18 protein-coding genes and 2 tRNA genes are annotated in these 21885 nt (G+C 58.9%); 3 read left to right on the top strand and 17 right to left on the bottom strand.

Annotation, left to right across the window (positions count from 1 at the left end; all coding sequences use genetic code 11):
• Positions 1 to 265: 265 nt before the first annotated feature.
• On the bottom strand, positions 266 to 2212 hold the full coding sequence (locus HMPREF3039_RS08325) for an O-antigen ligase family protein (protein ID WP_067573356.1): 1947 nt from the start codon (positions 2210 to 2212) through the stop codon (positions 266 to 268).
• Positions 2213 to 2370: 158 nt separating this feature from the next.
• On the opposite strand from HMPREF3039_RS08325, the gene HMPREF3039_RS08320 reads away from it, so the two are divergent.
• Positions 2371 to 3333, top strand: coding sequence for a glycosyltransferase (locus HMPREF3039_RS08320; protein WP_067573354.1), 963 nt, complete (start codon positions 2371 to 2373; stop codon positions 3331 to 3333).
• Between the two features lie 14 nt (positions 3334 to 3347).
• On the opposite strand, the gene mutL is transcribed toward HMPREF3039_RS08320, so the two are convergent.
• The 7 genes from mutL to HMPREF3039_RS13810 all read right to left on the bottom strand — a co-directional run bounded on the left by mutL (position 3348) and on the right by HMPREF3039_RS13810 (position 8089).
• The gene (gene mutL, locus HMPREF3039_RS08315; protein ID WP_067573352.1) at positions 3348 to 5234 is read right to left on the bottom strand and encodes a DNA mismatch repair endonuclease MutL; all 1887 of its coding nucleotides are present in this window, start codon (positions 5232 to 5234) and stop codon (positions 3348 to 3350) included.
• A 37-nt stretch (positions 5235 to 5271) separates the two neighbouring features.
• A complete protein-coding gene (gene thiS, locus HMPREF3039_RS08310) occupies positions 5272 to 5484 on the bottom strand; it encodes a sulfur carrier protein ThiS (protein ID WP_067573351.1) in 213 nt (70 codons plus the stop codon).
• 98 nt (positions 5485 to 5582) lie between these two features.
• Positions 5583 to 5658, bottom strand: a tRNA-Glu gene (locus tag HMPREF3039_RS08305).
• A 23-nt stretch (positions 5659 to 5681) separates the two neighbouring features.
• Positions 5682 to 5756, bottom strand: a tRNA-Cys gene (locus HMPREF3039_RS08300).
• Positions 5757 to 5859: 103 nt separating this feature from the next.
• Positions 5860 to 6705: a hypothetical protein gene (locus HMPREF3039_RS08295; RefSeq protein WP_067573349.1), complete on the bottom strand. Its 846-nt coding sequence runs from the start codon at positions 6703 to 6705 to the stop codon at positions 5860 to 5862.
• Positions 6702 to 7514: a hypothetical protein gene (locus HMPREF3039_RS08290; protein WP_067573346.1), complete on the bottom strand. Its 813-nt coding sequence runs from the start codon at positions 7512 to 7514 to the stop codon at positions 6702 to 6704. The genes HMPREF3039_RS08295 and HMPREF3039_RS08290 overlap by 4 nt, the downstream gene beginning before the upstream one ends.
• A gap of 26 nt (positions 7515 to 7540) precedes the next feature.
• Positions 7541 to 8089, bottom strand: coding sequence for a hypothetical protein (locus tag HMPREF3039_RS13810; protein WP_147550218.1), 549 nt, complete (start codon positions 8087 to 8089; stop codon positions 7541 to 7543).
• On the opposite strand from HMPREF3039_RS13810, the gene HMPREF3039_RS13805 reads away from it, so the two are divergent.
• A complete protein-coding gene (locus HMPREF3039_RS13805) occupies positions 8090 to 8392 on the top strand; it encodes a hypothetical protein (protein ID WP_147550215.1) in 303 nt (100 codons plus the stop codon).
• 25 nt (positions 8393 to 8417) lie between these two features.
• Here HMPREF3039_RS13805 and HMPREF3039_RS08280 read toward each other — a convergent pair whose 3' ends face one another.
• The 9 genes from HMPREF3039_RS08280 to kbl all read right to left on the bottom strand — a co-directional run bounded on the left by HMPREF3039_RS08280 (position 8418) and on the right by kbl (position 20246).
• Entirely contained in the window at positions 8418 to 9251 is an 834-nt protein-coding gene (locus HMPREF3039_RS08280) for a hypothetical protein (protein ID WP_067573342.1), read from the bottom strand.
• 29 nt (positions 9252 to 9280) lie between these two features.
• A complete protein-coding gene (locus HMPREF3039_RS08275; protein WP_067573340.1) occupies positions 9281 to 10144 on the bottom strand; it encodes a hypothetical protein in 864 nt (287 codons plus the stop codon).
• A 141-nt stretch (positions 10145 to 10285) separates the two neighbouring features.
• Positions 10286 to 11134, bottom strand: a complete 849-nt coding sequence (locus tag HMPREF3039_RS08270; protein ID WP_067573338.1) for a hypothetical protein — start codon at positions 11132 to 11134, stop codon at positions 10286 to 10288.
• On the bottom strand, positions 11131 to 11964 hold the full coding sequence (locus HMPREF3039_RS08265; RefSeq protein ID WP_067952070.1) for a hypothetical protein: 834 nt from the start codon (positions 11962 to 11964) through the stop codon (positions 11131 to 11133). The genes HMPREF3039_RS08270 and HMPREF3039_RS08265 overlap by 4 nt, the downstream gene beginning before the upstream one ends.
• Positions 11965 to 11972: 8 nt before the next feature.
• A complete protein-coding gene (locus HMPREF3039_RS08260; RefSeq protein WP_067573334.1) occupies positions 11973 to 12551 on the bottom strand; it encodes a hypothetical protein in 579 nt (192 codons plus the stop codon).
• A gap of 100 nt (positions 12552 to 12651) precedes the next feature.
• Positions 12652 to 15384, bottom strand: a complete 2733-nt coding sequence (locus HMPREF3039_RS08255) for a protein kinase domain-containing protein (protein ID WP_067982804.1) — start codon at positions 15382 to 15384, stop codon at positions 12652 to 12654.
• A gap of 100 nt (positions 15385 to 15484) precedes the next feature.
• Positions 15485 to 16255, bottom strand: a complete 771-nt coding sequence (locus HMPREF3039_RS08250; RefSeq protein ID WP_067573330.1) for a ParA family protein — start codon at positions 16253 to 16255, stop codon at positions 15485 to 15487.
• Between the two features lie 142 nt (positions 16256 to 16397).
• On the bottom strand, positions 16398 to 19031 hold the full coding sequence (locus tag HMPREF3039_RS08245; RefSeq protein ID WP_067573328.1) for an SUMF1/EgtB/PvdO family nonheme iron enzyme: 2634 nt from the start codon (positions 19029 to 19031) through the stop codon (positions 16398 to 16400).
• Between the two features lie 15 nt (positions 19032 to 19046).
• Positions 19047 to 20246, bottom strand: a complete 1200-nt coding sequence (gene kbl, locus HMPREF3039_RS08240; protein ID WP_067573326.1) for a glycine C-acetyltransferase — start codon at positions 20244 to 20246, stop codon at positions 19047 to 19049.
• Between the two features lie 395 nt (positions 20247 to 20641).
• Between kbl and HMPREF3039_RS08230 the strand changes: the two genes are divergently transcribed.
• Complete coding sequence (locus tag HMPREF3039_RS08230; protein WP_082770281.1) at positions 20642 to 21781, top strand: autotransporter outer membrane beta-barrel domain-containing protein; 1140 nt, start codon at positions 20642 to 20644, stop codon at positions 21779 to 21781.
• The last annotated feature ends 104 nt before the right edge of the window (positions 21782 to 21885 follow it).

Genomic DNA, 21885 nt, shown 5'->3' with positions numbered 1-21885 from the left:
CATCATCGCTCCGGTTTTGCCGCTCCGGACCGGAGATTTGTTGCCGGTTACAAGGGTATCATCCATGACAGTATTCCAGCTGCCAGTGAAGTTTTTTCTGGGAAAATACCGTTTTCATGGAGACTCCGTCACGCAATCCGTACCAAGTTTTCCTTATCTTCCTGCGCCGGACGGCAGACGGCCATGGCCCTTTTCCGGGCCATGGGATTTTCCCGTGAAACAGCCGCCGTCGGGGAAAAAGAAAAGGGAGAAGCGGGGAAAACTGCTACTCCTTCCATGAATCGTCGGGAACCGCGCCGCGGGCCTGAAGCGTCTGGATCACCATGTCCACTTCATTTCTGCGCTGGGCGTGTTCCCGCCGCATGGCGGCATCCTCTATCCGGTAATAGTTCCAGAATCTCACCTGCTTCTCCATCAGGCCTTTTACTGCAAGCGCCATGGACAGGGCCTTGCCCGGGGAATGGGGGGCGGTGGAAATGCACCAGGCATACAGAACATTGGCGTAAGTCGTAGTCCAGGCATACAAGCGGTCGTCAAACCGTGAAAAGGACACATAGGGGCGCAGCAGCCTTTCCGCTTCCCCGTAGCGCCCCTGGTGCATGTAAAGCAGCCCCTTGGTCGCCACTAGGGCATGATTGCCCGGACTGAGCAATTCCGCCCGTTCCATCTGCCGCTCCAGTTGGCGGAGCCGTCCGGGACCGGGAGGCGGGGAGCTCCCTGCGGCATGCAGGATATTGCGCCGCACAAGGTCCGGGTCGTGGCTGGCGGCGGCCGCCTGTTCCAGCATGGGCATGCCATCGGGAGAAGATGCGGGAACCGCCTGCCAGGATACTTTCCAGGTCGGGAAGGCTAGGCAGGCATACCACACGGACAGCGCCGCCAGTAGAAAGGCTCCTGCTCCCAGAACCAGGCGTCCTCCGGTTCGTGAAGCCTTGATCCTGGAGAAGGACGCGGTGCAGGAAAGGCCGCAGCACAGGGAGGCGGCGCCCGCAAGTGCCGGATTGTGCCAGATGAACTCTCCGTAGGCGTGGGCGGCGGCAATGCACAGCGCGCAGAAGGCCGCCGGCCCTAGGGGATTGACCTGCGGATGTTCGGCCGCCAGCCGGAGTACGCTCCGGAAGCCCAGGGAAATAAACAGGAGCAGCAGGGCAAGCATCACGGCGAGTCCGGTGTATCCGTAATCGCAGGCGGCCTGTGCATACTCATGATGGGTGAAATTGGGAACATTGGGAAACGGGAAAAACTCCACGGCCAGATTGGTGAACATCCGGCTGCCGTGGCCGAAAAGCGGGGCCTGCTCCGCCAGGGACCACGCCAGTTTGGAAAGGGTAATCCGGTTGCCGAAAGTGAAAACATCCAGAATGGACGTCAGGCTGCCCGCTCCGCTCGTCAGGTCCAGAACGACGTAGGCCGTGCTGAAAAAAAGCAGCAGGAAAAACAGGATGGCAGCCGTATAAAACTTCCTGTTATTGCGGAAAACGCTGGAAGTATAGATAAAAAAGCAGAGCGTCACCCCAATCAGGGCATTCGGAAAAGCGGCGCGGGAATCGCAGGTGAAGGAGGCAGCCACAAGCAGAAATCCCGCGAACAGATGGACTCCCCATTTTTTGAGGCTGGCCATGCTCCAGGCGCACAGGAAAAAACCGGTAATGGACAGGAAATGCGCGGAAAAATTCTTGTATCCGAACAACCCGGTTCCATCCGTTTCCGTCCCGAACAGGGAATAATCCGGCCTGAACCAGGAAGCTCCCGTCCCCGCCATGTTCTGGTAGGCCCAGAGTGCGGCATTCAGCAGGCCCAGGACTGCCGCCAGCGTCGGGAGGGTGCTTTTGCTCCCGTTGCCGGCTCCGGCACAGGCGCCTGCCATGAACATCACCAGCGCGGTCACGATCAGGGTCAGGTCCGCCACGCTCTCGTAAAACCAGGGGGAAAACCAGGCCCTCAGGAAAAAATAGCCTCCCCCCAGTCCCACAGCCAGCCATCCGGCAAGGCCGGGGCTGGGCACTTTATATCCCCGTATGAGGCAAAAGCAGAACACTAGCAGCGCGGCCGTCAGAAAACACGACGGAATGAACAGGGTGTGCCATTCCCCGCCTGCCGCGGTGGTGGCCAGGGCGGTATAAAACAGGGCCAGCAATGCCGTCAGTATCCTGCCGGCGGCGGTTTCTGCAATGCGCGGAGCGGAAGGTTTGCTGGACGTTGGTTCTGGCATGGGCGGACAGGAAAAAGGCCCAAGCACTATAACCGCCGTGGGGGTACTTGCCAAGAGCAAGCTTCCTGCGTCCGCATGACGCGCCCCCGGGACAGGCCTTGCGGGGGATAAAGAGATTGCTTTCTCCGTTTTTGCCCTTATCCTTTTCTCGTTATCTCATGGAACGAATCTGCGCCATTTTTTCACATTACCGTAGAATCTCCCTCACGGAAATGTGCTTGCAGAAACTGGCGCAGCAGACTGTTCCGCCTCACCGCGTCGTGGTGGCGGACAACGGGGCCGGAGACGGTTCCCTGGACGGCGTGAAGGAACAGGCGGAGGCCGGAGCCTATCCGTTCATGCTGGAAATAATCGACATGCCCGGAAATACGGGAAATGCCGGCGGCATAGCCCGGGGGCTGGAACGCGCTTTTTCCTTCCCGGATGTGGATGCCGTCTGGATTTTGGATGACGACTCCTGGCCGGAGCCGGACGCCCTGGCCTGCCTTTTGTCCCATGGACTCGGAACGGACGGCATGGAATGGCCGTGTGTCAGGGTTTGCAAGGTAGTGGACCTGAAACAGGGCGGAGAACTCTCCTGGCCCATGGTGCTCCTGGACGAAAAGGACGGACGGCGCATTCATGTAACAAGCCGCGACGCCCTACCGGAAGCGCCTTTTTTCCCGACCGGGGGCGCCTTTCTGGGAGCCCTTGTTCCCCGTCAAATCCATGACAAGGTCCGGGGGCCGACCGCCGGGCTCTTTATCCGCGGGGAAGACGAGGAATACCCGTGGATCATTTCCCGCGCGGGATTCCGCACTTATCTGGTCAGCGGCTCCATTCTCCACCATCCGCGTCCCGCCACCGGGCTGGTGCGCGTGGAACTGGCGGGCAAGGCCTTTTACTATGAACCGGGGCTGGATGCGCGCCGCCTGTACTACAAGGTGCGCAACTGGGCGTGGCTCCAGAGGCTCAAGCATCCGGATTCCCCCATCTTCAGATGGGCGGCATGCGCCGGATACGCCGCCTTGTGCGGAGTGCTCATCGCAGTATATGACGCCTGGAGCCCGTCCAAATTCCGGGCCGTATGCCGCGGGGTGTACCGTGGCGCCCGCGGACGCCTCTCCGGGCCGGATGAATAATCCCTTTTACTCCGTCATGCCTGCATGCCGAATTTCCGTTTGATCTCCGGAATGGAATAATTGACCAGAGTCGGCTTGCCCGCCGGGGTGCAGTACGGAACTTCGCAGGCCAGCAAATCCTTCAGGATGGCCGGAGCGCGGTGGGGGGAAATGCGTTCCTTCCAGGCGGACCTCCTGGCAATCTCCGCAATGAACGTTTCATACGCCATGCGTTTGGCGTTGCGGCTGAACTCGGACTGGGTGAGGCGGTCCACCAGCTCCAGCAGGAACGCCTTGGCGTTGTCCAGTTCCAGCAGGGCCGGAATAGACTCTATCCTGATGGTATTCTGGCCGAAGGGCGTGACCGTCAGCCCGGCTTGGTCAAAATGGGGCGCAAACTGCTGGATGACGGCGAAATCCCGGGGGTCCAGGTCCAGCATCACCGGATCAAGCAGGTGCTGGGAAGGCATGGGGGCCTGTCTGTGCGCCCGCAGCCGTTCAAAAATGATGCGCTCCCGCGCGGCCTTGGGATGCATCAGCACCAGGCCTTCCGGCGTCTCGAACAGGGTGAACTGCTGATGCAGAGTCCCCAGATACTTGAAATCGGCGGAAAGGTCCTTTTCCGCCCTCCCTTCCGTGCCTGGCGCGGCATCCGGACGGGAACACGCCTTGTCCTGAAAATCCAGCCGCCCCTGGGTGGCCGGCACCTGTTTCAGGGAAATGGGCCGGACGGGAAGGACCGCAGATATTCCCGAAGTACCCTGGGGGCGTTCCGAAGGAGAGGGAAACACCGGAATTTTAGACGTGGAACCAGGTGCGGGAGAAGAGGGAGAGGTCGTTGCCGCGGTTCCGCTTCCGGCGGCAGCGGGCGCAGGGGATGGGTCGGAAGGCTGTTCGTCCGGCGCCGGAGCGGCCGGCCGGGTTTCCTGCCGGGCATGGCGCTGAAGGGTGTTGGCAATCGCCTCCACAATGGTATTCACCACATCGGCGGCGCGCCGGAACCGCACCTCCTTCTTGGCGGGGTGGACGTTCACGTCCACCAGGGCAGGCTCCACCTCCATGTACAGGAACAGGGCCGGATGCAGTCCCGTGGGGAAGCCCCCGTAACCGTCCCGGATGGCCCGGTTGATCAGCTGGTCTTCCACCGGGCGGGTGTTCATGAACACATACTGCCCTTTTCTGGTGCGCCTGGCCTCGGAAAGAGGAAGCAGGTAGCCGCTGACGGAAATGCCGGGGCCGGTAGTGGCATCTATCGGAATCAGGGCCGCCGCCGTGGCGGGGTCCGTCAAGGCGGAAATGCGCACCCGCAGGTCCGTGGTGGCCGGAAGATCGAACACCAGCTGGTCGTCCCTCCTGTAGGTAAAGCGCACCTGGGGAAATGCCAAGGCATGGAGGCGTATCTGGTGTTCAACATGGGAAGCTTCCGTTTCCGCGGACTTCAGGAACTTGCGGCGCGCCGGAGTATTGTAAAACAGGTCGGCCACCTCGATGGCGGTGCCGGGAGACACCCCGGAGCTCCGGGGTTCGTGCTCCAGCCCGCCGTCAATGCGCACTTCCCAGCCTTCCAGGGCCTGCTGCTGCCTGGTGCAGAGCTTGAAGCGGGAAACGCTGGCGATACTGGGGATGGCCTCTCCGCGGAAACCCAGATGGGTGATTTCAAACAGTTCCTCCAGGGAGGAAAGCTTGCTCGTGGCGTGGCGCTTGGCACAGAGGCTGGCGTCTTCACGGCTCATGCCGCATCCGTCGTCCGTCACCCTGATCAGGCCCACGCCTCCGCGGCGGATTTCCACCCGCACGGACTTGGCCCCGGCATCCAGGCTGTTCTCCACCAGCTCCTTGACGACAGAGGCCGGCCGTTCCACGACTTCGCCCGCCGCCACCTGGCTGGCAAGAGTGGGAGACATGACATGGATGGTCGGCATGGGTGAAGTAAAGTATAAAATATTGATGATGAAAAACTCAGCCGCCGGCAACGATGGAGACCACTTCTACCGTATCCCCCGGAACAACCGTAACACGGGAAAAATCCCGGGGCAGGAGTGCGGAACCGTTGTGTTCCACCACCACCGGATTTCCTTTCAGGTTCAGGAGTTCCAGAAGCCGTATGACGGAACAGGGTTCCGCCAGAAAATAGGGGGCGCCGTTCAGGATAATGCTGTCTTGGGCGGTCATTGCGTTCACACTATAGCACAGCGGGCCGGAAAAGCCAGAAACATACCTTGCGAATGGCGTAAAAAGTTCCTGTTCAAGGAATAAGATAAAAAGAAAACTGGCATCGCGTACGGGACTCGAACCCGTGTTGCCCGCGTGAAAGGCGGGAGTCCTAGACCGCTAGACGAACGCGACTTGAACCGGTTTTTGCAGCATCTTGGAGGCGGGAGCGGGAATCGAACCCGCGAATGACGATTTTGCAGACCGTTGCCTTACCACTTGGCTACCCCGCCGCTGATGCTGTGCGCGGATACTAGGAGAAAGGCCTTCCGGTGTCAATCTTGTTTTTGGAAAAGATGCCTTGTTTTTTAGCGGAAAGCTTCTGAAAAAAACCATTCATTTTTTCATGGGCGGCATTTTTGATTCATGGATGCCGCCCAGCCCTGCGGTGAGGTCGATGGGCATTAGCCGGACTTCCCGTTTCTGTTCGTACAGGACCTTGACGCGTACATGGCCGTAATCTTCCGGAAAAGTGCAGGTGATGGGACGGGAGACGGTGCCGGCGCTGAAAAAATAAAAGGATTTATCTGTTTGTACGGGAATGGGACGGTTTTTTTCGTCGAAAAATTCCATGCAGGTATAGGGAAAATCCTCAGGATGGGACAGGATGATGGTCCACTTCCCTTTCTCCTTTTTGTGGGTCGCGGTAAGGGTTACGCGTTGCATGGATTCCATTTTCGCTATGTCGCCGTCGTCCCTAAGGAAGGGAGGAAATGACAGGAGGATGTCGCAGGATTCCCCTTCTTTCAGAGCCAGGTCTTCCGCCGGAAGGGAAAACAGGTGCGAACACATGAGCGGCACCTCTCCTTTAATGTGTATCCAGCGGGTTTTGGGAGGGAGGGGCGTTTCCAGGGAAACCCCCAGGTTGAACGTTCCGGATTCTTCCTTCCGGTTGTAGGAATCCAGAGTGATATAAATGGATCTGGGGTTCAGCGGCGTTCCCGAGGAATTCCGGATGTCCAGATTGCCTCCCTGCGTGTTGATATCCGTAAGGTCCAGGCTTTTTTTGGCGTCCAGAACGGCCGGGGCATTTTTATAACTGATGTTTAAATTGAAAAAAACGGACTCTCGGGAGGTGTCCAACGGCGCCAGTTCCACCCCGGTTCCTTTCAGAATGGGGAGCGGTTTTCCCCATGAAAGGGAGAAAACGGAAAAAACAATCAGTGAAAACAGGAGCTTCATGGATTCATTTTCTTTAAGGGTGAGGCGCTCCCGTCAAATCCGATGTTGAAATTGACGGGGATGTCCGTTGTTCCGCTTTCGTCAAAGTACGAAAGCGTCACCAGGAGGGTCCTGGTATTTGGCGGGAACAAATAGGGAAGTTGGAGAGGCTTTCTGTTTTCCGGATTGTATCTGGCAGGCATCCCCATCATTGTAGGATGAAGAAACGTTCCGTCCGGATTTTGAAAAGTAATGGAATGCAGAATAGCCGGAGTACTGTTTCCGATATCGACGCAAAGAAAGGGGCCGTTCGTTTCCTGTCCGGCTGATGAAATCCTGAGGTGGATGGGATTTCCGGTCTTTGGATGCCGGATGATGGTCGGATCTTTTTCAACTTCAATTTCCTGTGCCGGAAATTTCAGCACTTTCCGGCCCATGGGAATGGCAATGCTCCCTGAAATCCGCACCCACTCGGCTTGAACGGCGGGGAGGGAGTCCGTCTGGATGCTCAGCTCCGCTTTTCCCTCCGGCGAATGGAAGGAATCATTTTCATAGGACAATTCGGGAGTGACCTGCACGTTCCGAATGCCGAGCTTTTTTCCCGTGGAATCAACTACTGCCAGACCGCGTGCATCCGGGGGCGTCAGGGGAACCCCTCCACCGGAGCAGGACAGCTTGAAGGACAGCGTCAGGGATTTGTCGTTTTTCTGATGGACAATCCTCATTTCCGAGAAGACGAGACTGTCCCGCGGCAAATCTTTTTCCCCGTCCCCGGCGGGGGACGAAAGGGAGCCGCAGAGAAAAAACAGGAGGAATGCGGTTGTTTTCATAAGATATTTTCGTAGGGAAGGGGCAGTTACCTGGCCAATGGCGCCTGTCTCTTGCTGAGAGTTCCCGCCAGGCCGACGGTCAGGTTGAATGGGAGGCTTTTATTTTTAAACTTGTCGGGATCTATGTAAAGAATTCTGGCCTGCAGGCGGGAATAGGCTCGCGGGAACACGTATTCCATGGAATAACCGGCCCCTCCCCCTCCGGCAAAAACGCTGGGGAGGTTTGAAGTAAAGAAGACATGGCGTTCCTGTTCATCAAGAAGCTCCAAGTCATAAAAACGGAAGGTGGCTATGGCACTCAAACGGACTTTCCATAATTGGGAATTGTTCCTGTAGGTTTGCAGAAGCCTGGCTCCCAGGCTGACAGGTTCGCTCTTGCATGCGGCCAGGTCCGCTACCGGGCCTTCCGGAACCATTTCACTGTCTATGACGGAAAACTCTTCCTCCATGCCGTCCCGCCAGAAAAGTTCTCTGGGAATGGAAGAGGAGAGGGAACAGCAGCGAAGTGGAACATTTCCGCGGATATGGATCCATGTGGCGGTTTTGGCAGGGAGTTCCTTGAAAAAAAGAATCACATGGAACTGGTTGCCTTGACGATCTTTTTCTCTTTCGAGGAAATTTTTTCTAACCGTCAAACGTTCGGGCAGAAGCCTTTTTCCTGTCGAATCAACGATATTCAGCGGAAGAAAGGCTTTTGGAGGGAATTCCATGAAGGATTCTTTTGCCGTGTGGGTGACGCTGCATGTAATTTTCATGCAGGGAACATCATTGTCGGTAATAATTTCAAGAGATTCAAATTCCATGTGCGCTCCCTCAAGGGCGGGAGGCGGATCGCCGAAGGAGCAGGGAAAAAGGAAAGCAATCGCCAGGTACAGTAACGTTTTCATGGAGGCGGCCGGTTTGTCAATGGTTCTGGAAAATTTCCCCTCCCAGGCTGACGCGGCAATGGATGGGGAGTTTTTCCGGCTGGAGGTTTCCAAAATAGGAGAGATGGAGCTGCATGGTGGTTTCCTCCTCCGGAATGTTGAAGACGAAACATTCCGGAAGTATTTTTTCGAAAAGACGGAGGCTGTTGAATTTTTTATAGGAGGCAGGCGGTGTATTCCCTCTTTGGGGTGCAGTCAGGGAAAGGGAATGAATGGTAAAAAAATCCGGGGCGCGAATGAAAAGCTTCCATGCCAAATGAGGACCGCCCCATGATGCCAAGTAATGGCGCGCCCGGATATGGACGGAGTTATCCCCGACGATCTCCTTTTTTTCCGGAAGGGAGAAATGAATCTCCTCTCCGTTTACGGTGAGACCGGAAACCGGAGCCTGGCACACTTCCGAGGCCATCAGCAAAGGAACGTGTCCGGATATCTCCACCCAGGCGGCCTGGGCGGATGGCGGGGTATCCGTTTCAATGGAAATGGCGGCTGCCCCGTTCCAGCCCATGTTGTCTTTTCTTTCCTCCTCCGAGTCCAGGACGGGATCTACAAAAATGCGTGACACCCGCAGTCTCTTTCCCTGGGAGTCCGTGATCTTCAATCCTTCCGTAGCGGATGGCGAGAAAGGTATCCTTTTCCCGGAAAAGAATGCCAGGAAATTGAAAGTAATCTTTTGGCGGCGGCCTGCTTGCTCCAGCAGGAAGCCGCAAAACTTCACAGGCTTCCCGTCCTCCGTTTTTTCTGGAGTACCGGAGGCATGGCAGGGGAAAACACCCGCAAGAATCATGAACAGCAGAATGATGGGCTTCATAAATATTCAGTTGGAAGGGTGCGGTTATGTCAGGGTTCTCTTTTTCCCTCGTTGAGCGGGCCCCCCATTCCCAAACTTACGTCGACGGGTATATGTCTTGTCTCGAACTTGCGTGGATCAAGATACAGAATCCGTACCTTCATTTTTTCACGGGAGCGCGGGAGAACGAGATATTCATAGGTGGACGTTCCTCCTCCCCCGCTGGCGCTGAACCCGTAAAGAGAGGGCGGCATACCGGCAGGGACGGCCCGTCCCTGCATGTCTTCCAGTTGCAGATCCCGGTACCGGAAATCGGTCGGGTAGGCCAGCAGGAATTCCCAGACATCGGTGCCATTCCGTCCGCCGTCCCCGTCTTTCAGCTTCTTCATGGATAATGTCAGGAACTGCATCCGGGCGGGGTCGGCAATGTCATCATCCTGCCGGCCGCTGTTTGGCGGAAGCGGTATTTTTATCTCTTCCGGGTGAAGCAAATCGACCTCTGCCGGGTCCGTGGATGAATATTCCGTACAGGTGGCGGGTACTTCCCCCCGGATGCGCAGCCACTCCGCATCTTTCGGGGGCCATTCGGAAAACGAGAATTGGATAATGAACTCTTTTTCCTGATTCGGTCCCTTTTCTGCCTTCATGGCAATCAGAACATTGTCCGGCGTATAGGTCTTTCCCGTGGAATCCGTAATGGAAAGGCCGGGGAATTGTTTCCCGGCTGCAGGGACGATGCTGGCTTTCCCCCGGTATGTCCCGTCCAGGGTTATCATGCAGTATTTCTTCTTTTCCGTGTGGTCCGTACCTGTCCGGAAGGATGCGAACCCCGTCCGGGAGTCTTGTAGCAGGGGGGCGTTGTCCGCAGGAGCGGCCATGCAGGAAAGCGGCAGAAGCAGCAGCAGGAATTTCATAGGGAATGGGAGTTGGATGAGAGAGTTGCAAACAAAGGAATCTGGCAGTCCTGCCTAGGGAAAAATCTGGATCATGGCATGTTCTCCGGGGTGGTTGGGTGAGGGCGGCGTGATGGCTGGCCGGGGACGGGAAGAATGTTTTTATTCCGCTGGAAAGACTTTTCCCTTGTTGAGGAGGCCTCCCATCCCCACGCTGATGTCAACAGGCACTTGCCTGATTTCAATGTTGCGGGGATCGGCATATAAAATGCGCACCTTCAGTCGTTCATAGGGGCGGGTAAGGATGAAAAATTCGGAGCATGTCGTTCCGCCGCCGCCGCTGCACATTCCTCCGGTAAAATGTTTGAAGGGAATGGGCCGCCCCTGCATGTCTTCCAGTTCCATGCCGCAGTAGGGGAAACTGTCCCGGTGGCCCAGGCTGAATTTCCATTGGTAGTCGCCCTCTTTCCTGATTTTACTCTTGTCTACAGATAATGTCAGGAACTCCGTTTGGGCCGGATCCACAACGTCGTCCTGCGGGATGTCGTTCCCCACCACGGGAATTTCCGCTTCTCCCGGATGAAGCAAATCGACCTCCATCGGATCCAGGGATGAGGCTTTGATGCACACCACGGAGACATTTCCCCGGATGCGGAGCCATTCCGCATGTTCCGACGGCCATTCGGAAAGAAAAAAGCGCAGATGGAACTCTTTTTCCCGGTTCCATTCTTTTTCCCCCGTCGGCTCAATCAGAACCTGATTCAATGCATAGGTTTTTCCTGTGGAGTCCGTGACGGAAAGATCGGAAGGCCTTTCCTTGGATATGGAGACCACACTGAGGTGTTCCAGAGGCCTTCCGTTCAGGGACAATATGCAATAAGGCTCCTTGGTCGTACTGTTGACGCCCAGGGAGAAGGAGTCGAATTCCAGATGGCAGAGCGGTGGCGGAGGCGCCTTGTCCGCAGCGGCGCCCAGGCAGGAGAGAGAAAGGAACAGCAGCAGGGTTTTCATGGAGTGGGAGTGTTGGAAGGTGGTGATATCGGACCCCCGAGCCCGATTGTCTGGTTCATGGGAATGTTCATGGTTTTTTCCCCGGACAGGTAGAAAATCCGGACGAGCAGGGTCTTTTCCTGTTCGGGGATGGCATGAAGCCAGTCCATTTCCCATTGATGGCCGGATTTACTGCCAAAATGGCTGTGATGGCGGGCGTCCGGAGGGAGCTCCTTTCCTTCGTGGTCTTTCAGGGAAAGGGAATGGAAAAGAATGTCCTCATCCCCGGTAATGGTCAGCCGCCAATAGGTGAATCCTTTCACGGGAACCATCCCTTCATGGACTTGGGCCTTGACCGTGATGCTTTTTTTCTTTCCTTCCCTGTCCCGTTCAGGCAGAGGGATGGAAACGGCGTCTCCGCCCAGGGTTACCGCCTGCCAGGGAAGCGCCTGCTTTTTGTCCGCCGCCAGAACGGGAATGGCTCCTTTCAGGGAAACGGACGTGGCCCGTGCATCCGGCAGGGAATCGGATGATAAATACATGTCCACCGTATAATCTTCCGTGCCGGCGGGGTCCGGGTAATGTGAGAAATTAATGCGCAGGCAGGGAAGAGCCTTTCCGGTGCTGTCGGTAGCCGTGAATGCATCGGAGGCCAGGGGAATGAGCGGAACATACCCCGCTTGAGGCGTGAGCCGGAAGGAAAAGGAAATGCCCGGGCGGTTTTTTCCCTGGGAAAGGGACATTCCCATGAAAAGGGCTTCCCATGGTCCTGTCTCCGGCTGCGCCTGCGCCGCGGGCAGGAATGCCAGGGACAGGAGAGCCGCGCGGCAAAAGTGCCATCTGCTTTTCATGCCGGGAGTTAACGGTTGGAGAGCAATTCCTTCATGTCCGGCAGGCGGAAATGAAGGGGAGGAAGTTCCGTGCCGTAGGCGGCCGACTTTTCTTTCCGCAGGTTTTCCGCTCTTTCTTCCAGAGTACGTGCGGCGTTGAGAATCTTGCGCACTTCCTGGCGTCCGCGGCCTATTTTGGAAGCGGCGCGTACAGGGTCGGGCGTCAGTTCGGGGCCTCCCTTGAGGTATTTTTCAAAATACTGCTGGTAGTGTTCCGCCAGTTCTCTTCCGCGGGCAAACAGTTTCCTGTCTTCCTCCACAAAGGCGACCAGGTCCGGGTCCACGTCCCTGGTGCTCAGGTCTGCAAGGTTTTCGTCCCGGTCCTTCAGTATTTTGGCCGCCTGTCGGCTGCTTTCCTCCAGGCCCGGAAGAGTCGGATTCTTCTTCAGCTTGAGGAGCCGTTCCGCCAGTGCGTCGCTTTTTTCGGAATATTCCGCATTGATATCGGCCACCTTTTTACAGTAGGAGACGGAGGGATCGCCGCAGGAAATCATCAGGAATGTCGCCAGCAGGGGAACTAGGCGGCGCATGCAGGTCAGGGGAGTCATGATTCTCTTTTAGCATTTCCTCAAACGGAAGCAAGAAGCTTTCGTGAAAATGAACGGGCCGGAACAATTGCGGAAGGAACTGACGAACAGCGGATTCCTTTCACGGTCGCTCTTTCTCTACCGGGAGCGGCAATTCCACCACGCCGCAGCTGGAACCGGGAACCAGCAGAATTTCCACTTCCAGGGGCAGTGTGGTGTCCGCCAGGAATCCCTCCGGAATGGAAATGCCGATGGGCTTGGAACTTTGCCCGGGGGCGACTTTCTGCGGGGCGAAAATGTCCAGCACGACACGCCCGTTCTGAAGCACGTTGAGCTTGCTGAAAGAAAAGGACTGCTCCTTGCACGTATTGTGCAGGGTCACGCCTTGGAGAGCTGCGGGGGCAAAGGGGCCGGGAACCGTGAATCTCAGGGTGGTGGAACTCCCCGCTTCCACGGGAAGGGGAAGCCAGCAGGCGGCAATGGCCGACTGGAGGTTCAGGCTGGACGTCAGGTAGCCGGAGCCGTTGAGGCGTTCCATCATCAGGCGGGAGAGTTCCGTGGAAACGGGCATTCCCCAGCCCTGGGAATACATCAGGGAAAGCAGGTACGCGGCTTCCGGGTCCCTGTACTGGAGCGCCATTCTCAAAAAGCGGGCGGCCTGGGCGTAATCCCTTCTGGCCAGGGGTGGCTGCTGGGGCAGTCCGGGGAAGTAGGAGGGAATGTCCATGAGCATGACGCCCAGATCCTTCATGGCCTCATAACAGCCTCCCGTGGCGGCCCGGTAAAGCCATTCCACGCCGTTTTCCGGTCTGGGGCCTCCGGGAAAATCCGGCGCCATCAGCGCCTTGGCCAGTGCATATTGGGCGACGGGATAGCCTTCCCTGGACAGTTGTTCCACCGCCGCCATGTTGTCCGCCGTCACTTTCAGGCGTTCCGCGGTTCTGCTGCGGCCGGATGCCGGGGAGGAAACCTGGCGCATCAGCTCCCGGTAGGCTGGGTCTTCTCGCAGGGATTCGTCCTGAATGGCCGGGGCCGCGATAATGCGGATTTTCGGGAAAGCCTCTTCCGTCCGGGCCGGGTCTCCCTTCAAACAGGCCATCTGCACGGGAACTGGCTGCTGGGCGGCCGTTTCAAAGGCATACGTGTACGTCCGGTCCGTGTACAGCAGGGGGAGGGCCGGGAAGAAAAACGTGGTGGTGGACTGGCCGGGAACCGTGAATGAGGGAATGGGGTTGAGGGAGCGGTCCACCAGGGCGCCGTTGGAATCGCGGATGGTCAGGTAGAGGTCCTCCCTGCCGTCCGGGGAAGAGGACATCTGAAGGTAAATGCAGGAAATGCGCAGCTCTTCCGGCAGGGGGGAAGGGAGGCTGGAGCTGCTGAGCATGCTGTCGTCCAGCCGGAGCTGGAACCGGGGCGTTTTCCGCTCTTCCAGGGAGGCGTCTTCCGCGATTCTCAGTTCCGGAATGCGGATGGAGGCCAGGTCCCGCGGAGGAATGGCCGGGAGTTTTTCCAGTCCGTTGGCGGCGGGCTGCTGGATAGCGTCCTTGATCGTGTTGATCGTCGTGCCCATGGGGGCCTGTTTCAGGTAATCCAGCAGGTAGAACGCCGCGGCGCCCGCCAGCAGCGTGCATGCGCTGCCCACCAACAGGTACATCAGCTGGCGGTTGCGCCTGATGGTGCGGGCGGAAAGCCTGCGGGCGGCGGAGGGAGTGCCCGTGGCCCTTCCGGAAGGAGTGTTTTTATCTGAACTTTTTGCAGCGCCCAGGTGGTGCGCCGGCCGGGCGCTGCTGATCTCCGCGCGGGTCAGCTGGATGGTGGCGGAGGATTCCTCCCCGGAAATGGAGCAGATGTCGTTGATCCACTCCCGTGCGTCCTGGTAGCGGCAGTTGATCTGCGGGGCCAGCGCCTTGTCCAGGGAAAGCAGGAACTGGCGGGAATACAGGCGCATCAGATGCGGATTGCTGTGCAGGGGCGGCATCGCGTCTTCCGCCAGCCGCACTTCCGCCCGTTCCGGAGGATGTCCGGTGAGCAGGGCGTAAAAGGTGGCCCCCACGGAATAAAGGTCGCTCCAGGGGCCTATGTTCGTCTTGCCCAGGGCCTGTTCCGGGGAGGAGTACCCCTGGGTGGTCAAAACAGTGGCGGTGTGCAGCTTCAGGGCATGCCGCGCCGCGCCGAAGTCGATGAGAACGGGCGTTCCCTCCTCCGTCAGCAGGATATTGCCGGGCTTGATGTCCCGGTGGTAAATGTGGCTGGCGTGCAGGTATTCCAGAATGCGGAGCAGGCGGGTGAGCAGGCCCTTCAGTTCGTCTTCCGTGTAACGGTGGCCGGTGGTGTGGAGCTTTTCCCCCAAATAATCCAGGGACAGGCCCGTGATGTGCTCCATGGCGAAGTAGGCCGTGCCGTTGGCCTCGAACACGGACAGGATTCTGACGATGCCCGGGTGGTTCAGTTCCGCGAGGGTTTGGGCTTCGCTCAAAAAGCTTTTCAGGGCCCAGGTGTAATTCTCCAGGTCGTGTTCGTTGTTGGGCCTGATATGGCCGGTCAGCGGGTCGCGGTAGGAGCAGCTTGCCGGGAAATTCTCCTTGATCACCACGTTCCTGTTCAGGAACAGGTCTTTGGCCAGATAGGTAATGCCGAAGCCGCCGCTGCCCAGGACGCTGAGAACTTCATACTGCTCCAGCCGCGTGCCGGGAGCCAGCTCCCGCTGATAGACGAAAAACGCGCCCTTCTCCTCCGCATGGGGAAGCGGAGGCCTGCCGGGCAGAATCTCTTCCAGGCCTGTCGCCGGAGGGGGAGGCGGGGCTTGCCCTGTCGTCCCGGGCGCGGCGTCTGTCTGGCCTTCTTTTGCTGGCATGGGAAAAATTCGGGAAACGGAAACTGCGGGCATTTTCCTATGCCGCTCCCGGCAAGTCAAGGTGAATGCCTGTTCCGCCCCCGGAAGGCCGGAACGGTATTCAGGACTTGTGGCGCTTGACGAATTCCCGCGCCGCCTTCAGGTAGGCCTCCGCCGCCGGGCCGGAGGGGTCGTGCTCGAAAATGGTGTGGCCGAAGCTGGGCGCTTCGCCAAGCCTGATGGAACGGGGGATGACCGTCTTGTACAGCATTTTGGGGAGGTGCTGCCCCACCTGTTCGATCACCTGCCGGGAAAGGTTGGTGCGGCCGTCGTACATGGTCATCAGGACGCCTTCATGCCTGATGTGGGGATTGGCTCCGCTGGCGCAAATCTGCGCGGTCACGTGCAGAATCTTGGCAAGGCCTTCCAGCCCGAACCATTCGCACTGGAGGGGGGTGAGCACTTCGTCGCAGGCGGCCAGGGCGGAAGTCATCAGCACGCCCAGGGAGGGGGGCGTGTCCATGATGCAGTAATCGTAGGAACCGGATTTGCGCAGCGGGGCGAGCGTCTCCCGGAGCCTGGTCAGATGGTCGCCGGCCCGCGCCAGCTCTATCTCCACGCCGGCCAGGTCCATGGTGGAGGGAATAATGTCCAGCCGTTTTCTGCCGGAAGGCCGGATGCACTGTTCCGCAGGAATCTGGTGGAGCAGGGCGGGGTACAGGCTGGCCGTCTTCCGGGTGTCGATGCCCAGGCCGCTGGTGGCGTTGGCCTGCGGGTCCAGGTCAATGACGAGAATTTTCTTTTTCAGCTGGGCCAGGGCGGCGGCCAGGTTGATAGCCGTGGTGGTCTTTCCCACTCCCCCTTTCTGGTTGGCGATGGCGATGATTTTCATGAGGAAAACGGTGCAGCGACACGGTAGCACAATGCGCCCCCCTTTCAAACATTTTCCTGAGCGGGAGAACCCGGAAAGCCGCGGTCCGGGTGAGAGCCGTGCTGCGATGGTGCGGCCCCGCCGGGAGAAAAGGCCTTCTTCGTCAGGGAGCCGGAGGAGCGGGCGGACGTTCCGAGGAAAGAACGAGGCGGAACCCCAGGGCATCGTCCCGCGTGTTTTCCGGCAGCGGAGTGCGGATGCCGGTGGTGAGCTGCTTGGGACGGAAGGACAGGTAGCTGCCGCCGCGGGCCACGCCGTGGCTGCGTATGGGAAGGCTTTCCGGACCTCCGTAATTGTCGTCCACCCACTCCATCACGTTGCCTTCCAGGTCGTACAGGCCCAAGCGGTTGGGGGGGAACGACCTGACCGGGGCGGTATAGGGCTGCCCGTCCTCGTAATCCACGATCACGCGGGACGAGGGAAGATAAATCAGGGCGGACTGGTCAGCGAAATTGCCCGCTCCGTTCGGCGGGGGCCAGGAAGTCCCCCACGGGAACACCTCCCTGGAATGGTCATGCGGCAGCGTTTTTTCATACGGGGAGGCTCCCTTTTCCTCCCCGAGCTGCATCCAGGCGCTCCATTCCGCGTCTTTGGGCAGGCGGTAGGAATCATGCTGGTCAATCAGCCCCTGGGCGCGCTCCCTGTTGGTGAGCCATCTGGCAAAGGCCCGCGCGTCCTGCCTGCTCACGTTCACCACCGGATGGTCGTCTTCCTGGGGGAATCCCGGCTTGGCCGGGGCTTTGCGGCCCGTGGCTTTCAGGAACTGCTGGAAGTCCTTGACGCGCACTTCATGGGCCATTGCCAGAGTATTGTTCCCCGCAGGCACCAGGTCCATTCCCAGGCTGTTGGTCCAGGGGGAGCCGAACACCACGGACTTGTCCGGTTCAAGCTGGAGGGAAAGGTACAGGTCCTGGGGATCAAGCCCCCTGCGCCGCATCGTGGCGTGCCCCGGCAGCTTGATCTCAATCACGTAAGGCACCTGGTTGACATACTCCTCAATGGGGGTCCTGCCGATGAGCCTGTTGTTGAAAAACACGCTGGCTCCCGGCGGGTTGGTCGTGACGGTGATGGGAACCTGGAAAACGCGGGTGACGTTCAGGACGTACGTGTTCCGCCCGTCCGTCCGTCCGGAACCCTGAGGCCCCGGGTCCGCGCTGATGGAGAACTCCTTGCCCAGCAGCCCCTCCCGTTCGCACTTCTTGTTCAGCCACGCCAGGTACGCCGTAATGCCGTCCTGGGTCAGCAGGGCCAGATCCTTTTCCGGGTGGCCCGGCTGCACCTGCTGCCGCTGCATTTGAAAATTGCCCTGCTGCCTGTCTTCCTTCAGGAACTTGTTGAACAGGGCGGCCGTCAGGGGCGTCTCCGCCACGTGGCGCGTCTCCGCCGGAAGATAGGTAACGCCTTCCGTATCCTTCCAGGGCTGGCCGTCCGTGGGCGGATGGTACTCTTTCAGGACTCCTCCCAATGCCAGCGTGGAGCCTCCTGCAACAGTCCCCGTCTCCTCCTTGTCCGCAAATCCCGACTTCTTGATGGTGTACACGACGGTGGTGCCGGCAGGCAATTCGATGGGGCCGTAAGGCGTTTCATCCAGATAATTCCCGTCGGCGTCATAGACGGACGCCCCCGCCGGAGAACTGGTGACCAGCACGTACCCGTTCCTGGACTCTTCCTCCGGAGCGGACTGTTGGGAATGCGCTTCCGCAGGGGTGTCCGGTTCCTGTGCGTGCTGTTGTTCGTTGAGCCAGAGGACTCCCCAGTACGCCGTCAGGCCGCCGGCAATGGCGGCCCCCAGAAGCTGGAAGGTACGTTTGAACTTGCGGCGGTTTTTCTTTTGAAGCCGGAAGCGGGACGGAACTTCATACCCTCTCAGTGCGTCTATCTTTTCCGCCAGCTCCTCCGCGGAATCGATCGTGCATTCCTCCACGCGCGGTTCCGCGGCCTGGCAGATGATGGTATTGAACGCCTGCCACTTTTTCTGCACGGTGCCTGCCGGCAATTCATCCGGCAGTTCGGGAAAATCCATGCGGTCCTTCCCGGTGCTGATCTCATACAGGACTTTGGCCAGGGCATACACATCCGCCCTGCGGGTTCCGGGACCGTCCGGAGGAATGAACCCCTCCGTGCCGACAAAACTGCGCTGGTCCAGATGGGCCACCAGGCCGATGTCCGCCAGTTTGGGACGCCCGTTCACGAAAATGACGTTGGCGGGCTTGATGTCCCGGTGCGTCAGGTTCTTGCTGTGCAGGTACAGCAGCGCGTGGGCAAGCTGGCTGCCCACCTCCAGGCAGTAATCCAGGGGAAGGGGCTTGTTGCCGGAAAACTTCTTGTCCGTCTGGAGGGTGCGGGGAATATACTCGTCCGGGTTGATATGGACTCCCGTGCGGGCGTCGTCGCCCAGCTCCATCACGTAATAATAGAAGGGGGAGCCTTCGTCGTGGCGGCCCACATGCAGGATGTGCACCAGGCCCGGATGGTTGCGGGCGATGGGCTCGTATTGAAGAATGCCTTCAAACTCCCGGTTGAAGGTCCGTTCGTCCTCAAAATCCTCCCTCCAGACGATTTTGACGGCCCTCCATGCGCCCGTCAGGGCTTTTGCCAGCCAGACCTCTCCATACGCTCCGCTGCCGATCTGGCGAACCACTTCATGGTCCGGGATGGAAGGGGTGGGACGCACCACCCGTTTCACGGGCAGTGTCGGCAGGTTGCCGCCGGGCACGGGTGATGCGTCCGAAGTCATGAGCGGGCCGGGAAATCAGGAAATGACGCCCAGGTTCTTGCCCACCTTGCAGAAGGCTTCAATCGCCTTGTCCAGCTGTTCGCGGGTGTGGGCGGCGGAAATCTGGGTGCGGATGCGTGCCTGCCCCTTGGGCACGACGGGGTAGAAGAAGCCTACGGCATACACGCCTTCGTCCAGGAGCTGTGCGGAAAACTGCTGGGACAGGACGGCATCCCCCAGCATCACCGGGGAAATCGGGTGGTCCTTGCCGCCGATGGTGAAGCCGGCGCCGGTCATCGCGTCGCGGAAATATTTGGTATTGGCTTCCACGCGGTCGCGCGCTTCCGTGGAACCTTCCAGAAGGTCCAGCACCTTGATGGACGCGGCCACGATCGCCGGGGCCACGCTGTTGGAAAACAGATAGGGGCGCGCCTTCTGGCGCAGGACGTCCACCACTTCCTTCGGGCCGGAAACGTAGCCGCCGGACGCGCCGCCCAGGGCTTTGCCGAGTGTCCCCGTCGTGATGTCTATCTTGCCGAACAGGCCGCGGTATTCATGCGTGCCGCGTCCCCTCCTGCCCAGGAAGCCCGTGGCGTGGCAGTCGTCGAAATGGACGATGGCGTTGTACTTGGCCGCCAGTTTGTGAATCTTGTCAAGCTGGGCAATGATGCCGTCCATGGAAAAGACGCCGTCCGTGGAAATCAGCTTGATGCGGGCGCCGGCGGCGTCCGCCTCCTGCAGCTTGGCTTCCAGGTCCGCCATGTCGTTGTTGGCGTAGCGGAAGCGCTTGGCCTTGCAGAGGCGCACCCCGTCGATGATGGAGGCATGGTTCAGGGAATCGGAAATGATGGCGTCGTCCGCGGTCAGCAGCCCTTCGAACAGGCCGCCGTTGGCGTCAAAGCAGGAGGGGAACAGAATCGTGTCTTCCGTGCCCAGGAATTCGGAAAGGCGTTCCTCCAGCTGGCGGTGCAGGGTCTGGGTGCCGCAGATGAACCGGACGGACGCCATGCCGAACCCCCACTGGTCAATCGCCTTCTTGGCCGCTTCCATCACTTCCGGATTATTGGCCAGGCCCAGGTAATTGTTGGCGCACATGTTGATGACGGAACGGCCGTCTTTCAGCGTTACCTGGGAATACTGCTGGGAGGCGATAAAGCGTTCTTCCTTGTACAGGCCTTCTTCGCGCAGGCCGTTCAGCGTGGTCGTCAGGATATTCTTGAACTCGGGGGTATACATGTCAAATAATGGATGAATTGAAACAGTCAGCAAATAAAGGGGCAGGAGACTGCGCCATTGCTCCCGCACCCATACCACAAAAGGCCCGGAAGGAAAAGCTTAAAGAAGCGGTTCGCCGAAATGTCCGGGCAAACGGCGGCGCGCCTGGCGGATGGCGCCGTATTTCTGGTTCAACGGTCTTTCCACGAGAACATAAAAGGCATGGAACTGATGGTTCCGGGCCAGGCGGAAAGCCGTTGCCGAGGTGCCTTCCGGGAAGTCCCCTTCGGAAGAAAAAGCGGAGGATTTTTTCTGAAAAAAAGCCGGGGTAAACAAAACCGCCTCTTCGCTCCGCTTTCCGGGTAGCAACCTTGCTGATTCGTCAAACCTGTTGAACAAAAACATTCATACCTGCCATGAAACTATCCTCCCTATATGCATGGTGTTTGAGCGCCGCCGGGTGCGCCTCCCTGCTGCATGCCCAGTCCGTGAACCAATTCCCGGACAGCGGCCCTGAAACCAGCCTGGATTCCCTCTGGGCGGCGACGGGCCATATGCAGGCTTTCTCCGACGCCATCGACTCCCAGATGGGCGTGTACCGTTTTCAGGACGGCAATCAATCGCGCTTCTGGTTCAGCGGCATGGGAAGCTTCGGAGATGCCAGCGTCAGGAACGGGCATCCCGCCTTCGACTATTCGGCCGGCGGCGGAGCCCTGGGCTACGACTACTGTACATCCGGAAACGGACGGGGCGGGCTGCTCGGCCTGGCCCTGGGCTTTATGTCCGGCACCCAGAACATCAAGGAAATGGCGGACCATCCCTCCGGATTTCTGGAAGGCGACAAATTCGACCAGGATACGATGATGGTCAACGTTTACGGAGCCCTGTACAGGCAGACCGGAAGAAAATCCCATCTTCTTCTGTCCATGAACATGGGATTCGGCAACACGGACAACAAATGCGCCCACCACGGCATGAACTACGAAGACTCCACGTGGGATACGGAAACCTGGAATGTGGCGTTGTCGGCCGCATGGCGCTACGAATTCTCCAGATCATTCAGCATCACGCCTTTCGCCAGGATGAGCTATGTGCATGCCTCCAACAAGGTGAAAAAGGATGACTATGACGACGGAGGCTATGACTCTTCCTGGTGGTGGGACGACGATGATGAATACTGGAGAAGGGACTCCAGGTGGGAAAACCGCGGATCGTTCGACAATCTGGCTCTTGAAGTGGGAGTGACGCTGGAACACGCCATCCGTTTCTCCAACGGCATGATGTGGACCAACGCCGTTTCCGGCAGCTACTGCCCGGACATATGGCGCAACAATCCCCACCACACCTTCAACGATACCTGGTGGGACGGCGACACCGTGTACGAGTCCCGGTACAGGGGCAGCGGATACGCTCCGGCCCGCCAGGCCTTCAAGGCCAAATTCCTGTCGCGCTTCGTGCGCAGTGAAAACCTCTCCATTTATGCCTCCTATCAGGCCTGTTTCCGGGAATCCTACACGGAACACCGGGCGGCGCTGGGCGTAGCCGTGGTCTTCTGATGTCTTCCGCGCCCCTCATCGTGGTGATGGAGGGGCGCGGAATGCCGGTTGCTGATGCCGGGGACTCGGTGGGGAAAGAGGGGAAAGAGGGGAAAGAGGGGAAA

Origin of the sequence: Akkermansia sp. KLE1798 (assembly GCF_001580195.1) — a bacterium.
Classification (GTDB): Bacteria; Verrucomicrobiota; Verrucomicrobiia; order Verrucomicrobiales; family Akkermansiaceae; genus Akkermansia; species Akkermansia biwaensis.
This window is presented reverse-complemented; position numbering and strand designations above follow the sequence as displayed.